This window comes from Aminobacter sp. HY435, assembly GCF_027568395.1.
In the GTDB taxonomy this organism is placed as follows: Bacteria; Pseudomonadota; Alphaproteobacteria; order Rhizobiales; family Rhizobiaceae; genus Aminobacter.
Window position 1 is genome coordinate 160,221 of the sequence record NZ_JANKZL010000008.1, and the last position, 14,223, is coordinate 174,443.

The 14,223-nt window shown below is 65.0% G+C and carries 16 protein-coding genes; 7 read left to right on the plus strand and 9 right to left on the minus strand.

Annotated elements, in window-relative coordinates; translation table 11 throughout:
* Positions 1-216: 216 nt before the first annotated feature.
* Positions 217-636 (minus strand): hypothetical protein, encoded by a 420-nt coding sequence (locus tag PCJ21_RS13525; RefSeq protein WP_269931936.1) that lies wholly within the window; start codon positions 634-636, stop codon positions 217-219.
* Between the two features lie 294 nt (positions 637-930).
* Between PCJ21_RS13525 and PCJ21_RS13530 the strand changes: the two genes are divergently transcribed.
* The 3 genes from PCJ21_RS13530 to PCJ21_RS13540 all read left to right on the plus strand — a co-directional run bounded on the left by PCJ21_RS13530 (position 931) and on the right by PCJ21_RS13540 (position 5,306).
* Positions 931-3,603 (plus strand): DNA translocase FtsK, encoded by a 2,673-nt coding sequence (locus PCJ21_RS13530; RefSeq protein ID WP_269931937.1) that lies wholly within the window; start codon positions 931-933, stop codon positions 3,601-3,603.
* A 117-nt stretch (positions 3,604-3,720) separates the two neighbouring features.
* Positions 3,721-4,380 (plus strand): outer membrane lipoprotein carrier protein LolA, encoded by a 660-nt coding sequence (locus PCJ21_RS13535; RefSeq protein WP_269931938.1) that lies wholly within the window; start codon positions 3,721-3,723, stop codon positions 4,378-4,380.
* Positions 4,381-4,499: 119 nt separating this feature from the next.
* Positions 4,500-5,306 (plus strand): exodeoxyribonuclease III, encoded by an 807-nt coding sequence (locus PCJ21_RS13540; RefSeq protein WP_269931939.1) that lies wholly within the window; start codon positions 4,500-4,502, stop codon positions 5,304-5,306.
* A 137-nt stretch (positions 5,307-5,443) separates the two neighbouring features.
* Here the strand turns inward: PCJ21_RS13540 and PCJ21_RS13545 are convergent, their stop codons facing one another.
* Positions 5,444-5,899: a cyclic nucleotide-binding domain-containing protein gene (locus PCJ21_RS13545; RefSeq protein WP_269931940.1), complete on the minus strand. Its 456-nt coding sequence runs from the start codon at positions 5,897-5,899 to the stop codon at positions 5,444-5,446.
* Positions 5,900-6,073: 174 nt separating this feature from the next.
* Positions 6,074-6,757, minus strand: coding sequence for a response regulator transcription factor (locus tag PCJ21_RS13550; RefSeq protein WP_269931941.1), 684 nt, complete (start codon positions 6,755-6,757; stop codon positions 6,074-6,076).
* A gap of 168 nt (positions 6,758-6,925) precedes the next feature.
* Here PCJ21_RS13550 and PCJ21_RS13555 point away from each other — a divergent pair, with 168 nt between their 5' ends.
* A complete protein-coding gene (locus tag PCJ21_RS13555) occupies positions 6,926-7,435 on the plus strand; it encodes a L,D-transpeptidase family protein (RefSeq protein ID WP_269932050.1) in 510 nt (169 codons plus the stop codon).
* Positions 7,436-7,510: 75 nt separating this feature from the next.
* Here the strand turns inward: PCJ21_RS13555 and PCJ21_RS13560 are convergent, their stop codons facing one another.
* Positions 7,511-7,759 (minus strand): hypothetical protein, encoded by a 249-nt coding sequence (locus tag PCJ21_RS13560; RefSeq protein WP_269931942.1) that lies wholly within the window; start codon positions 7,757-7,759, stop codon positions 7,511-7,513.
* Between the two features lie 133 nt (positions 7,760-7,892).
* Between PCJ21_RS13560 and gcvA the strand changes: the two genes are divergently transcribed.
* Positions 7,893-8,810 carry a transcriptional regulator GcvA gene (gcvA, locus tag PCJ21_RS13565; protein WP_269931943.1) on the plus strand — a complete coding sequence of 306 codons (918 nt, stop codon included), beginning with the start codon at positions 7,893-7,895 and terminating at the stop codon, positions 8,808-8,810.
* Positions 8,811-8,814: 4 nt separating this feature from the next.
* Here the strand turns inward: gcvA and PCJ21_RS13570 are convergent, their stop codons facing one another.
* From PCJ21_RS13570 to tsaD, 5 genes are all read right to left on the minus strand, one after another.
* A complete protein-coding gene (locus tag PCJ21_RS13570; protein ID WP_269932051.1) occupies positions 8,815-9,414 on the minus strand; it encodes a class I SAM-dependent methyltransferase in 600 nt (199 codons plus the stop codon).
* A gap of 64 nt (positions 9,415-9,478) precedes the next feature.
* Positions 9,479-9,913 carry an EVE domain-containing protein gene (locus PCJ21_RS13575; protein WP_269931944.1) on the minus strand — a complete coding sequence of 145 codons (435 nt, stop codon included), beginning with the start codon at positions 9,911-9,913 and terminating at the stop codon, positions 9,479-9,481.
* A 21-nt stretch (positions 9,914-9,934) separates the two neighbouring features.
* Positions 9,935-10,231, minus strand: a complete 297-nt coding sequence (locus tag PCJ21_RS13580) for a YciI-like protein (RefSeq protein WP_269931945.1) — start codon at positions 10,229-10,231, stop codon at positions 9,935-9,937.
* Positions 10,232-10,250: 19 nt separating this feature from the next.
* On the minus strand, positions 10,251-11,234 hold the full coding sequence (locus tag PCJ21_RS13585) for an NAD(P)H-dependent glycerol-3-phosphate dehydrogenase (protein WP_269931946.1): 984 nt from the start codon (positions 11,232-11,234) through the stop codon (positions 10,251-10,253).
* The gene (gene tsaD / locus PCJ21_RS13590; RefSeq protein WP_269932052.1) at positions 11,231-12,316 is read right to left on the minus strand and encodes a tRNA (adenosine(37)-N6)-threonylcarbamoyltransferase complex transferase subunit TsaD; all 1,086 of its coding nucleotides are present in this window, start codon (positions 12,314-12,316) and stop codon (positions 11,231-11,233) included. The genes PCJ21_RS13585 and tsaD overlap by 4 nt, the downstream gene beginning before the upstream one ends.
* A 98-nt stretch (positions 12,317-12,414) precedes the next feature.
* Here tsaD and hemC point away from each other — a divergent pair, with 98 nt between their 5' ends.
* Complete coding sequence (gene hemC / locus PCJ21_RS13595) at positions 12,415-13,344, plus strand: hydroxymethylbilane synthase (protein ID WP_269931947.1); 930 nt, start codon at positions 12,415-12,417, stop codon at positions 13,342-13,344.
* A gap of 2 nt (positions 13,345-13,346) precedes the next feature.
* On the plus strand, positions 13,347-14,060 hold the full coding sequence (locus tag PCJ21_RS13600; RefSeq protein ID WP_269931948.1) for a uroporphyrinogen-III synthase: 714 nt from the start codon (positions 13,347-13,349) through the stop codon (positions 14,058-14,060).
* Positions 14,061-14,223 lie beyond the last annotated feature (163 nt).

Genomic DNA, 14,223 nt, shown 5'->3' on the forward strand with positions numbered 1-14,223 from the left:
GTCCGAACGGACGCACAAAGGACGCTCTAACTTACTGAGTTGGCGCATCGTGCTTTCCGAAAATCGGGTCCGATTTTCGGGCCGATGCGCTAGTGATTGCCGGCGGCGAAGAAGATTTCGCCGCCGCATCCTCCCAATCCCGTCGTGTCCGCAATTGTGCGGCCACGCTTTTGGGGCCCGGAGCAATCCGGGCCCCCTTTTATGTCCGGACCTGTTTCAGGCGAAGTATGCCTTAAGCCTCGGCCACAGGCCGATCGCTGTGCGGATGCGGCGGGCAGCGCTTGAACTGCGCACCGTTTCGCCGAAATGGCAGTAGCAGACGATGTTGTGCAGTTGCCGGTCGGACAGGTCGAAAAAGCGCTTCGCCTCGCCGTAGCTGTCGTCGGCAAGTCCGGCCGAACGGAAGACCGGATCATCGAAGGCGACCGTTATCGGCGAGCCGCCGGCGCGCAAGGCATGACGCGCCTCACGCGAGGCATACTCGGTGCCGGACAGCGTGCCAAGCCGCCGCTCGGGCTCGCGTTCCAGCAGTTGGGCCCAGCGTTCGAGGCGTTGGGTCCGGTTCATGGGGAGGTATGCTGTGGCAGGCTGGATGTCAGCGAAAGCCTGCAGTTGCTCGATGCTCTGGTGCTTCATCGGTGCCTCCTGCTTTAGGTCTGGCTAATATGATAAGGTATGGCGGCGCGCTTGCTGCGGCAAGTCCGGATTGTGGCCCGGAGCGAAAAACCGTGGCCTGAATGCAGGCCTCCGGCAGTTGGGGCGTGGGGCCAAAAACCCAAGCCCGGGAACGCCTCGTGGCAATGTGGCGGCAATCTTGGTTCACGTCGCCATGGTTAATGCGCCCTTAACCTTCCTCTCGATAGTCTGGTCCTCGAATCTGCCCGCTGTGCGTCCGCGCGTGGGCCTTGGCATCTATGGACGGGGACAAGCATGCGTTCTGGGGTTTCCTCACCGCTGGCGCTGACCGAGACGGGGCACGGCATCCAGGCTTTCGCGCGACGGCAGGCAGGCCGCGCCGCGGGGCTCGGCCTATTTGCGTTCGTGGCTTTCGGACTGGCGGCCCTTGGAACCTGGAACGTCGCCGATCCCAGCTTCAGCCATGCCACTGACAATACGGTCACCAACGCCATGGGTTATCCCGGCGCGGTGTTTTCCGATCTCGCCATGCAGTTCTTCGGCCTGGCATCTGTCGCGGCCCTGATGCCCGCCGTCATCTGGGGCGTGCTGTTCGTCACCGCGCGCGGCGTCGACCGCATGCCGAAACGCGGGCTGGCCTGGTTCGGCTCGGCGCTGCTTGCGGCGGCCATTGCCGGTTGCGTCGGCGCGCCGCCGACCTGGCCGTTGCCGACCGGTCTCGGTGGCGTTTTCGGCGACATGGTGCTGAAGGTGCCGGGCATCTTCATTGGCGGCTATCCGACCGGTCTCGTTGCAACGGTGATCGGCGTGCTTTTGATTGCGCCCGCGCTCTGGTTGTTTGCCTACGGTGCTGGCCTGCTCAACCGTGAAAACGGCTTCGCCGCCGTTCACGCCAAGCCCAAGCCCGACATGCGCGAACAGGATTTCGCCAGCTTCGACGACGAGGACGACGAAGACAGCGAAGGGGTTCTGGCGCTCGGCGCCATCACCCACTGGTGGCTGTCGGCCAAGGCCTATCTGCATCGCCGCGCGGTCAGGCGCCGCGAGCAGGAGGGCTACGGAATGGAGCCGGCCAGGCGCGAAAGCGCCTGGCGGCAGGCTGCCGAACGGGTCGAGAAGGCGGAGCTAGCGGAAGCGCGGGTTACGACCGGCGGGCGTGCCCGCGTCGAGCCGGAGTTTTTCGCCCAGATGGTGTCGCAGGAGCGCGCCGCGTCGGTCGACCCGAACGATCAGGACGTCTTCGGCGACGAGGACGACTTCGATATGCCATCGATGGCAGGCGAAGCGCGCCACGGGTCTGGCGCCCAGGTGCAGAATTTCCGCACGCCCGCTTCGGCCGGGCCAGCCTCGGCGCGCGTCGCGGCCCCGGCCCCACGGCCAGCCCCCGGCGCACGGGTCCAGCGCGAGGCGCAGACCACGCTGATCGGCGGTTCCGAAGCATTCGAGATGCCGTCGCTGCATTTCCTGTCCGAAGCCAAGAATGTGGCCCGCGATCCGACGCTTTCCAAGGATGCGCTGGAACAGAACGCGCGCCTGCTCGAGGGCGTGCTCGAGGACTTCGGCGTCAAGGGCGAGATCATCCATGTCCGCCCGGGTCCCGTGGTTACGCTCTATGAGCTCGAGCCTGCGCCGGGCATCAAGTCGTCCCGCGTCATCGGCCTGGCCGACGACATTGCGCGTTCGATGAGCGCGATCGCCGCGCGCGTCGCGGTTGTTCCCGGCCGCAACGCCATCGGTATCGAGCTGCCCAACGCCAAGCGCGAAACCGTCTATCTGCGCGAGATCATGGCGAGCCGCGATTTCGAGACCACCAAGGCGAAGCTGGCGCTGGCGCTGGGCAAGTCGATCAACGGCGAAGCGGTCATCGTCGACATCGCCAAGATGCCGCACGTGCTGGTTGCCGGCACCACCGGCTCGGGCAAGTCGGTGGCGATCAACACCATGATCCTGTCCTTGCTCTACCGCATGACGCCGCAGGAATGCCGCCTGATCATGATCGATCCGAAGATGCTGGAACTGTCGGTCTATGACGGCATCCCGCATCTTCTGACACCTGTCGTCACCGATCCGAAGAAGGCCGTTGTGGCGCTGAAATGGACGGTGCGGGAGATGGAGGACCGCTACCGCAAGATGTCCAAGGTCGGCGTGCGCAATATCGACGGCTTCAATGCCCGCGTGGCCGCGGCCGACAAGAAGGGCGAGAAGATCTCGCGCACGGTGCAGACCGGCTTCGATCGCCAGACCGGCGAGGCGATCTACGAGACCGAGGATCTCGATCTCGAGCCGATGCCCTACATCGTCGTCATCATCGACGAGATGGCCGACCTGATGATGGTCGCAGGCAAGGACATCGAGGGCGCGGTCCAGCGTCTTGCGCAGATGGCCCGCGCCGCCGGCATCCACGTCATCATGGCAACGCAGCGTCCGTCGGTCGACGTCATCACCGGCACCATCAAGGCCAATTTCCCGACCCGCATCTCGTTCCAGGTGACGTCGAAGATCGACAGCCGCACCATCCTGGGCGAACAGGGCGCTGAACAGCTGCTCGGCATGGGCGACATGCTCTACATGGCAGGCGGCGGCCGCATCCAGCGCGTCCATGGCCCGTTCGTCTCCGACGACGAGGTCGAAAAGGTCGTGGCCCACCTCAAGCTGCAAGGCGTGCCGGAGTATCTCGACGCCATCACCGAAGACGATGGCGAGGATGATGACGAACCCTCGGGCAAGGGCGGCGGTTCCGGCGGCGGCGGCAATTTCGAGGATTCGGACGATCCGTACGATCAGGCCGTGGCTGTGGTGCTGCGCGACGGCAAGGCGTCGACCAGCTACATCCAGCGCCGTCTCGGCATCGGCTACAACCGTGCTGCCTCGATCATCGAGCGGATGGAGCAGGAAGGTATCGTCGGCCCGGCCAACCATGCCGGCAAGCGCGAAATTCTGGTGCCAACCGAAGACGACAAGATGTAGAATTCCAGGAACCGGCGATCACGTTTTCGCGTTCGGTGGGTGCTGCGTGAACCATGTCAAACTTCAGCCCTACTAACTGCCGATAGAACCGTCCAACTGGAATGAGAGAGTAACGGCATGAACGACGATTTTCGCACCCCGACACGCCGGCGCCTGCTCGGCCTCGCGGCAGCGATGGCGCTGACGGCCACGCCGCTGGTTGCATTCAATTCCCCGGCGCAAGCCCAGGCGACCGACGCTGCGCAGCGTATCGCAGACCATTTCTCCAGCGTTCGTTCGATGTCGGGCGAATTCGTGCAGTTCGGTCCGCGCGGCGAGCAGACCGGCGGCAAGTTCTTCCTCGAACGCCCGGGCAAGATCCGCTTCAACTATGAAGCGCCGTCGAATTTCAAGGTCATCTCCGACGGCAAGTCGGTGGTGATCCTCAATTCGAAGATGCGGACTTCCGACCTCTACCCGCTGTCCAAGACGCCGCTGAAGCTTTTGCTCGACGAGCGCATCGATCTCTCCGGCAACAAGGTCAAGAGTGTCACCGAAGAGGACGACCTGACGACCATCAAGCTTTCCGACAAGCAGGTGTTCGGCAATTCGACCATCACCATGATGTTCGATCCCAAGACCTATGAGCTGCGCCAGTGGACGATCACCGACGCGCAGGGCAAGGACACCACGGTCATGGTGTTCAACGTCAAGCAGGGCGGCTCGTTCGCCGCCGACACCTTCAAGATCGACTACAAGCTCAACCGCGAACTGAACAACAAGAAGAAGAACGACTGACGCATTCCAGTCGTTAGCTGTGGAAAGCGGCGCGTGGAGCGTCGCCCGGCCTGCCGCGGCTTGTCATTGTGGCGCGCGGCTGGCAGGTTCCGCCGCGAACTCCCCGCCGGATGCCAATCATGCCGCTTTCGATCGCCACCTGGAACATCAACTCCGTGCGCCTGCGCATGCCGCTGGTCGAGCGCCTGTTGCTCGAAAAGGCGCCCGACGTCCTGTGCCTGCAGGAAACCAAGTGCCCGGACGACCAGTTCCCGTCGGCGGCGTTTCGCAAGCTCGGCTACGAACACATCGCCATCCATGGCCAGAAGGGCTACCACGGCGTCGCCACCGTCGCCCGGCGGCCGCTCGAGATCGTGGAGAAGCGCCGCTTCTGCGAGATCGACGACAGCCGTCACCTTTCGGTGCGCTTCGATGCCGGCGGCAAGAAGGTCGTGCTGCATAATTTCTATGTGCCGGCGGGGGGTGACGAGCCCGACGTCGAGATCAATCCGAAATTCCGCCACAAGCTCGATTTCGTCGCCGAGATGAACGAAATCCGCGCCCTGAATGACGGGGCATCCGCTTCGGTGCTGGTCGGCGACCTCAACATCGCGCCGCTCGAGCACGATGTCTGGTCGCACAAGCAACTGCTGAACGTCGTCAGCCACACGCCCGTCGAGACCGAAAATTTCGAAGCCATGCGCAAGGCCGGCGGATGGGTCGACCTGATGCGGCTCAACGTACCGGACGACCAGAAAATCTACACGTGGTGGAGCTACCGGGCGAAGGACTGGGAGATCTCCAACCGTGGTCGCAGGCTCGACCACGTCTGGTCCTCGGCCAACCTGGCGCCGCAGCTTGCCGGCATCGACATCCTCAGCGCGGCGCGCGGCTGGGAACGACCGTCGGATCATGTGCCTGTCATTGCGCGGTTTGATCTGGACTGAGAAAACCCGCCCCGGCGGACATCTGCCGCAGCTTTCTGCGCTTCCGGTGCTCACGGACCTGAATGTCCGCTCCGCTCCGGTTCTCGAAAGCCGCACCAGCTGTCTCACCGGACCGCGTTTTCGAGCGCCGCGCGAAGCTACTTCCCGAATCTCGGCGCCATGCTCTCGATCCGCGCGATCATGTCCTGGAGGTCTTCGAGGATATGCGCATGCAGCCGCTCGGCGGCCTCGGGATATTCCTCGAGGATGCGATGGAACATTTTTCGGTTGAGCCGGATGATTTCCGAATCGACCTCGGCCGCAGCACTGGTCAGCCGCCTGGTGTCGGCGATGAGCGCCAGTTCGCCGAGCATGGAGCCGGGGCCGGCAGATCCCATCTCGATCCGCTCGCCGTCGCCTTCGCGATAGAGGGCGATGCGGCCCGAGATGACGACGTAGGCCGAATCGGCCTCGTCATCCTCGCGGTAGAGCTTGCGGTCGGCAGGCAGGTGCACGTTCTCGGCGCCAAACGCCAGCAAACGCAGCTGTTCCTGGCTGAAGCCCTCGAAAAGCCTCACGCCGGACAGGATGCGGATGTCGTCATCCAGCGCCATGATGTCCCCGACTTCTCAGACCGCTCCCCATTGCTGTCGTTTGCCGGCTGCTCCATCCCGCCGCGGAGCGCCGCCTGTATCTTCTTGCACGTGCAAGGGACACCATAACAGTTTAATTTTACACATCTCCCTTACCGAAAATCGAACATGATTTCAGGTCGATGCGAAATTCGGTCAGGGGACCAGTTTGTAGCCGCCGCTTTCTGTCACAAGAATTTCGGCATTGGAAGGATCGCGCTCGATCTTCTGGCGTAGCCGGTAGACGTGGGTTTCGAGCGTATGGGTCGTCACACCCGAATTGTAACCCCATACCTCTTCGAGAAGCACGTCGCGGGTAACCACCTTCTGGTCGGCGCGATAGAGATATTTGATGATCGAGGCTTCCTTTTCGGTAAGCCTGACCTTGCCGCCGCGGGCGTCGATGAGAAGTTTCTGGCTCGGCTTGAAGGTGTAGGGGCCGACCGAGAAGGTGGCATCCTCGCTCTGCTCGTGCTGGCGCAACTGGGCGCGGATGCGGGCGAGCAGGACGGCGAAGCGGAACGGCTTGGTGACGTAGTCGTTGGCCCCGGCCTCGAGACCCAGGATGGTGTCCGAATCGGTGTCGTGGCCGGTCAGCATGATGATGGGGGCCTTGTAGCCGCCCTTGCGCAGGATCTTGACCGCCTCGCGGCCATCCATGTCGGGCAGGCCGACATCCATGATGAGCAGGTCGACAAGGCCGCCGCGCGCAACATTGACGCCCTTGGCGGCCGTCGCTTCCTCAAGGACTTCGAACTCCTCGTAGAGCGCCAGCTGCTCGACCAGAGTGCTGCGCAGATCGTCGTCATCATCGACGATGAGGATGGTGCGTGAGGTCATGGATCAATCCGTTGTTTGAAGTCAGTATTCTGTTGACCGCGGCAATCTTATGCGGAACCTGATCGCCACAACTTGCGGCGGTGGTGATTTGTTCCGCAATGCGATCATACAAGAAAAATCAAAGGCGTAATTGGGGCGAGTGATTTTTTGCGGACGGGTATTTCAACCATCGTGGTCAGGACGAAACCAGGCGACCGGACGAAGGGCCTGCTCCAGGTCGGAGGCACGGTGTTTCCCTGCGCGCTCGGGCGCGGCGGGATCACCTCGAACAAGCGCGAGGGTGACGGCGGTACGCCGCTCGGGGCGATGCGCCTGTTGTCGGGATACTTTCGCCGCGACCGCTTTACGCCGGGCGGCACGGATCTCGCGATGGCCGCGATCGGCGGCGACCTCGGCTGGTGCGAGGTGCCGGACGACCGCAACTACAACAGGCCGGTGAAGATACCCTATGGCGCCAGTCATGAGCGGATGAAGCGGGAGGACCGCCTCTATGATGCCTGCATCGTGCTCGACTGGAACATCCGTCCGCGCCGGCGCGGACGTGGCAGCGCGATCTTCTTCCACCTGGCGCGACCGGGTTTCACGCCGACGCAGGGCTGCGTCGCGGTGACCGCGAAGGTCATGGCCCGGCTGCTGCCGCTGCTGTCGAGCCGGACGGTCATGAAGGTGGTTCGCTGAAGAAAAGCGACCCGAAGATCGGGAGACGTGATCTTCGGGTCGAGCGTGCTCCCAGAGTGAGCTTGGGAGATGGGGTCAACGGCGGCTTTGCCGGCGTGGCTGCTGCCAGCCGATGTCGAGGAGACCAAGGCGGCCAAGCTCGGCGTCGACGGCGCGGCTGACATCCTTGCAGTCAATGCCTGTGTCGCGGCGATAGCGCGCGCTCAGATCGCAGCCGTCCGCCGCGGGGACGTGGAGAGCAGCGTGCATCTGCCTGAACCATTCCATGATCGGCTGCAGCCGGTTCGGCTGGACATAGAGAGCCTTGAAGACATCGGTGGACATGGTCTGTTCCGTTCGCCCGGACATCAAATCCGGTTTGACATTGTTTCAACTGGTCTCATGATGGGTCGTTGCAAGACAAAAGAGAAACGAACAGTTCTTTCTCGATCATCAAATCCGGTTTGAAGATCCCGCGATGCGTTCGATGCCTGGGACACGTGCGCTGAGGACATTGGTGGCCGCTGGCCGCCATCTCAACTTCACGCGCGCCGCCGACGAACTCGGCCTGACTCCGGCGGCAGTCAGCCACCAGATCAAGGAAATCGAAGATCAGCTCGGCGTGGTGCTGTTCATCCGCACCAGCCGCAGCATCCGCTTGACCGAGGCGGGAGCGGCGCTTTGCGATGCCTCCGCTGACGCCATCGACGTGCTCAACAGGGCCGTCTCCAAGGCTCGCAAGCTGACGCGTGGGACAGCCCTCCTCAAGGTGACGCTCGATGCGCAGTTTGCCGCCAAATGGCTGATGCGGCGCGTCGACGGTTTCCGCAAACTGCACCCCGACATCGAGCTCAGGTTCGACATCAGCTATGACGTGCGCGACTTCGACCTGGACGACGTCGATGTCGGCATCCGTTTCGGCACCGGCAAATATCCGGGGCTGCACGCGGAGCGCCTGTTCGACAACATCATCATTCCAGTGTGCAGCCCGAAGTTGCTGCAATCCGGCCCGCCGCTGAACGTGCCGCGCGACCTGTTCAATCATACGCTGGTGCATATCGAATGGTCGCAGCAGGGCGTGACCTGGCCGAACTGGCGGATGTGGATGGCAGCCGCCGGGGTCGACGATTTCGACGACAGCCGCTCGATCGTGTTCAGCAACTCCTCCGACGCGGTGCAGGCGGCGATCGACGGCAGCGTGGTGGCGCTGGCCGATTTCGCCATGGTCGCCAACGACCTGTCGGAAGGGCGGCTGGTGCGGCCGTTCGACCTCGGCATCCGGGTGGCGCGCGAGTTCGCCTATTTCCTCGTCTATCCGAAGAGCTCGGAGGGCGATCCGCGCATCGAGGCGTTCAGGGCGTGGATCGTCGAGGAAGCAGGCCAGACATTGACCTGATCGCTCAGGCGAAGCGCCAGACCGTGGTGCGCTTGACCTCGGCGTCCTCGAGCGCGCGGGTGACCGGCACTTGGTAGGTGGCGAGCTTCTCCAGGCGCGCCCTGGGCAAATAGGAGCGGCCGGGATCGCCGACGAGGACGTCGGCGCCGCGCCGGCGCAAAGCGTCGAACCACGGCACGAGCCTGTCGGCGAAGGGTTTTTCGTAGAACACGTCGCCGGCGAGCACGACGTCCCAGCCGTGGTCGAGACCGACGAGATCGACGCCGGTGAAAGCGACCGGCACCTCGTTGGCTTCGGCGTTGAGCCGGATCGCCGCCTCGCAGAACGGGTCGATGTCGGCGCCGACGACGGCAGCAGCGCCCGCCTGCATGGCGGCGACCGCGACCAGGCCGGAACCCGAGGCGAAATCAAGCACGCGCTTGCCAGCGACAGCATCGGGGTGGTCGAGCACGTAGCGCGCCAGACCCTGTCCGCCGGCCCAGGCAAAGGCCCAGAACGGCGGCGGCAGCCCGATCTCGGCCAGCTGTTCCTCGGTGCGGTGCCACAGGTCGTGCGCCTCGTCGGCCAGGTAGAGTGCGACCTCGGGCACATGCGGCGGTCGCATCAGCGCCGTGTTGGCGCGGATGAAGCCGGCGGCCGTCTCTGGCGATAGCGTCTTCACGGTGTCTTCAGGGCGCCTTGTCGAGACCGGCCATGCGGCAGACCTCCTGCCATTCGTCAGGGGTTACCGGCTGGACCGACAGGCGCATCGAGGTGACCAGCGCCATCTTTTCGAGCGCCGGGTTGGCCTTGACGTCGGCAAGTGTGACGGGCCTGGGAATCTCGCTGTGATAGCGGATGTCGACGCACTCCCAACGCGGATCCTCGGTTGTGCTGTCGTGGTGGGCGAGCGCGCAGACCTCGGCGATGCCGACGACCTCCAGTCCCTCGTTGGAGTGGTAGAAGAAGCCAAGATCGCCGATCTGCATGGCGCGCATGTTGTTGCGGGCGAGGTAGTTGCGCACGCCATCCCACTGCGTGCCGTCCTTGCCCTTGGCCTTCAGCATCTCGAAGGAGAACTTGAACGGCTCGGATTTGAACAGCCAGTATTTCTTCTCGCTCATGTCGTCCCCTCTAGGTGCAGTTCAGGCGTTGGCCGGATTGTTGAACACCCAGTTCCACGGCCGGATGACGACGCTCTCGAACAGGCCGGCCTTGGCGTAGGGATCGGTGGCGGCGAGCGCCTGGGCCGCAGCGGCATCGGCGGCTTCGATGACCGCCAGCGTGCCGTCAGGCTTGCCGTCGGCATCGAGAAAGGGGCCGGCGAATTTCAGCGCGCCCCTGGCGTTCAGCTCGTTGAGGAAGGCGACGTGGTCGGGGCGGGTGTCGAGGCGCACCTGGAGATGGCCCGGCTTGTCCTTGCAGATCAGTGCGAAAAGCATGTTGTCCTCCTAGTCGATGTCAGTCGGCTTCGGCGCGCAGTGGCCGGGTCATCAGTCCCGCGACCGCCTCGTTGATGGTGATGGCCTTGTCGAGCAGGGCCGCGACCGCGGCGACGATGGGGGCGTCGATGCCGCGCTCGCGGGTCAGTCGTGCTGCGATGTAGGCGGTCGCGACGCCTTCGGCGAGCGGCCGGCCTGACAGTTCCTCGCCTTTGCCGAGCGCCACGCCATAGGCGAAGTTGCGCGATTGCACCGACGAGCAGGTCAGCATCAGGTCGCCGAGGCCGGACAGGCCCATCAGGGTTTCCGGGCGGGCGCCGAAGGCAGCGCCGATGCGGCGCAACTCGACGAAGCCGCGGGTGACGAGCGCTGCCTGCGCGGACGCACCCAGACCAGCGCCGGTGACCGCTCCGGCGGCGATGGCGAAAACGTTCTTCAGCGCGCCGCCGATCTCGACGCCGATCAGGTCGTCGCTGGAATAGCAGCGCAGGTTGGCAGCCGAGAAGCGCAAGGCGAGGGCCGAAGCGACCACTTCGTCCTTGGCGGCGACGACGACGGCGGTGGGCAGGCCGCGCGAGACGTCGGTGGCGAAGCTCGGGCCGGACAGCGCGGCGACCGGATTGCCGGGCAGGATCTCGCCGGAGATATCGGACAGCAGCCTACCGGTGTCGCGCTCGATGCCCTTGGCGCAGAGCACCAGCGGCACATGCGCGGCGAGGTGCGGTTTGACCTCGGTCAGTACCGCGCGCAGCGCCTGCGCCGGGGTGACGACCAGCACGCAATCGGTGCCGGCAAGTGCCTGGGCAAGGTCGGTGGTGGCGGCGATGCCGGTTTCGAAGCTGATGCCGGCGAGATAGCGCGGGTTGGTTCCAGAACGGATCGCCGCGACGCTTTCGCTGTCGCGGGCCCACAGCGTGACGGCATGGCCGGCGCGCAGCATGGCAAGCGCAAGCGCCGTGCCCCAGGCGCCGCCGCCGAGAACCGTGACCTTGTATGCGCTCATGCCTTGGCTCCCCGCCTGCCGGAACCCACCACCGGCGCCGACACGCTGTCGAGCGGCCAGCGCGAGCGCGGCACGAAATCGAATGCGTCGGGCTCGACGAGATCGGCGCGCAGCCGCTCGATACCGGCCCAGGCGATCATCGCGGCATTGTCGGTGCACAGTGCCATCGGCGGCGCGACAAAGCCGAAGCCGTTGTCGGCGCAGAGCCTTTCCAGGAGGGCGCGGATCTGCTTGTTGGCGGCGACGCCACCGGCGACGACCAGCGCAGGCGTGGCGCAGTCGGGAAACTCCTGGCGGAAGCGGGCCAGCGCGCGCTTGACGCGGTCGCCAAGTGCGTCGGCGACGGCCGCCTGGAACGAGGCGCAGATGTCGGCGACGTCCTGATCGCTCAATGGCGCCACTGCCGTTGCCGCCTGGCGCACCGCCGTCTTGAGGCCGGAGAAGGAGAAATCGGGCTGGGCCGAGCCCTTCATCGGACGCGGGAAGACGAAGCGCGTGGCATCGCCCGACTGGGCCGCCGTCTCGACGTTCGGTCCGCCGGGATAGGGCAGGGCCAGCATCTTGGCGGTCTTGTCGAAGGCTTCGCCGAGCGCGTCGTCGATGGTCGTCGCCCAGCGCTGGTAGTCGCCGACGCCCTTGACCAGGACGATCTGGGTGTGGCCGCCGGAAACGAGCAGCAAGAGATAGGGAAAATCGAGCCCGTCGGTCAGCCGAGCGGTCAGCGCGTGGCCTTCGAGATGGTTGATGGCGATCAGCGGCTTGCCTACCGAGGCCGCGATCGCCTTGGCCGTCATCAGGCCGACGATCAGCCCGCCGACGAGGCCGGGACCGGCGGTGGCGGCGACAGCGTCGATGTCGTCGAGCGACAGGCCCGAATCTTCCAGGGCCGCCTCGACAATGCCGTCGAGCGCCTCGACATGGGCGCGCGCGGCGATCTCCGGAACGACGCCGCCAAAGGCGGCATGTTCCTCGATCTGGCTGAACACCGCACTCGACAGGATAAGCGGTTCGCGGCCCTCCTGGAGTGCCACGACGCTGGCTGCGGTTTCGTCGCAGCTCGTCTCAATTCCCAGAACGCGGATCAATTGGTCGCTACCCTGCATGATTGCCCGGTGGTAATTTCCTAGATAGGAGGTACGGGACCGCCCCGCCAGCGCGGGGTTATCACGGACCAGGCGCTATGCAAACCAAAGCCTTGAGAATCGGAACCCGCGGCAGCCTGCTCGCCCTTGCGCAAGCGCATGAGACGCGTGCGCGCCTGATGACGGCGCACGGATTGCCGGAAGAAGCGTTCGAGATCGTGGCGATTTCGACCAGCGGCGACCGCATCCAGGACCGGCCGCTGTCGCTGGCCGGCGGCAAGGGGCTGTTCACCAAGGAACTGGAAGAGGCGATGTATGCCGGCGAGATCGACATCGCCGTGCACTCGTCGAAGGACATGCCGACGCAGCTGCCCGAGGGGCTCGAACTGTCGGCGTTCTTGCCACGCGAAGACCCGCGTGATGCCTTCATCGGCCGCTCGGCGCCGACCATCATGGGCCTGCCGGAGGGCGCTGTCGTCGGTTCGTCGTCGCTGCGGCGGCAGGCGCTGATCCGCCGCATGCGCCCCGATCTCGAGGTGGTGATGTTCCGTGGCAACGTGCAGACGCGCCTGCGCAAGCTCGACGAGGGCGTGGCCGAGGGCACCATCCTCGCCAACGCCGGTCTGCGCCGGCTCGGGCTCGCCGAGATCATCACCGACCTGATGGCGCTGGATGTGTTTCCGCCGGCGCCTGGACAGGGCGCGATCTGCATCGAAAGCCGCATCGGCGACAAAGCGGTGGCCGACATGCTTGCGGCAATCGATCACAGGCCGACAGGCCAGGCGCTGGCCTGCGAGCGGGCATTTCTCGCGGCGCTGGACGGCTCTTGCCGTACGCCGATTGCCGGTTATGCCGAAATCGATGGCGACAGGCTTTCGTTTTCAGGCTTGATCCTGACGCCCGACGGCACATTGTCGTATGATGCCAAGTCGGAAGGTGCTGCAGCCGACGCGGCGGCGATCGGCCGCAAAGCGGGCGAAGAGGTCCGGGCACGTGCCGGCGAGAAGTTCTTCGAGGGGTGGGGCTGACAATGGCGCGAGTGCTGGTGACGAGGCCGGATCCCGGCGCCACCCGCACCGCGCGGCGTCTCGAGACGCTCGGCTTCGAGCCGGTTATCCTGCCGCTTTCCGAAACTCGGCCGCTACCAGTGGCGCGCGATAGCGTTCCGCTCAAGGCGAAGGCGGTTGCCGTCACCAGCGCAAATGCCCTGCGCCATGCTCCGAGCGGGCTGGTCGAGCGTCTGAGCGGCCTGCCCTGCCACGCGGTCGGCGCGCGCACCGCCGAAAGCGCGCGCAGGGCTGGCTTCTTCTCCGTCAGTGAAGGCCCCGGCGACGCCGCGGGTCTCGCCGAGATGATCGCGACCGAACTGGGCGAGACGACGCTTGCCTATCTGTGCGGCCGCGTCCGGATGCCCGAGTTCGAGAAGCGGCTTTTCGCCTACGGCATCAAGGTCGTGCCGATCGAAACCTACGACACGGTGGCGCTTGCGCCGCCGCGTTCCGCCGTCAGCCAGGCGCTGTCGGGGCAACCAATCGACGCGGTGCTGGTTTACTCGGCCCGGGCGGCGGCGGCCCTCGGCGTGCTCATGGAGGTGCATGCGGAGGCCGACTTGCTCCTGCGCAACGCCAGATGTTGCTGCATGTCGGCACGGATCGCCGCGGCATTTGGCGGGGGACTGAATGTGGAGGTGGCGCTCGATCCCAACGAAGACGCCCTTCTGGCGCTCCTCGGGGACCCGGATTGAGGCGGCCTTGCCGTTTTGTTTGCGGCCTCTGAGAAACGAGGCGCAGTCTTCAGTGTCGGGCCGCATGGCCATCACGCGGCCTTTTTTCGCGGGACGGTGGGTGTTACTGATTTTTGAACGTCGACCCCGCGCCTCCAGCGGGACCTGTGCCAATCAAATTGCG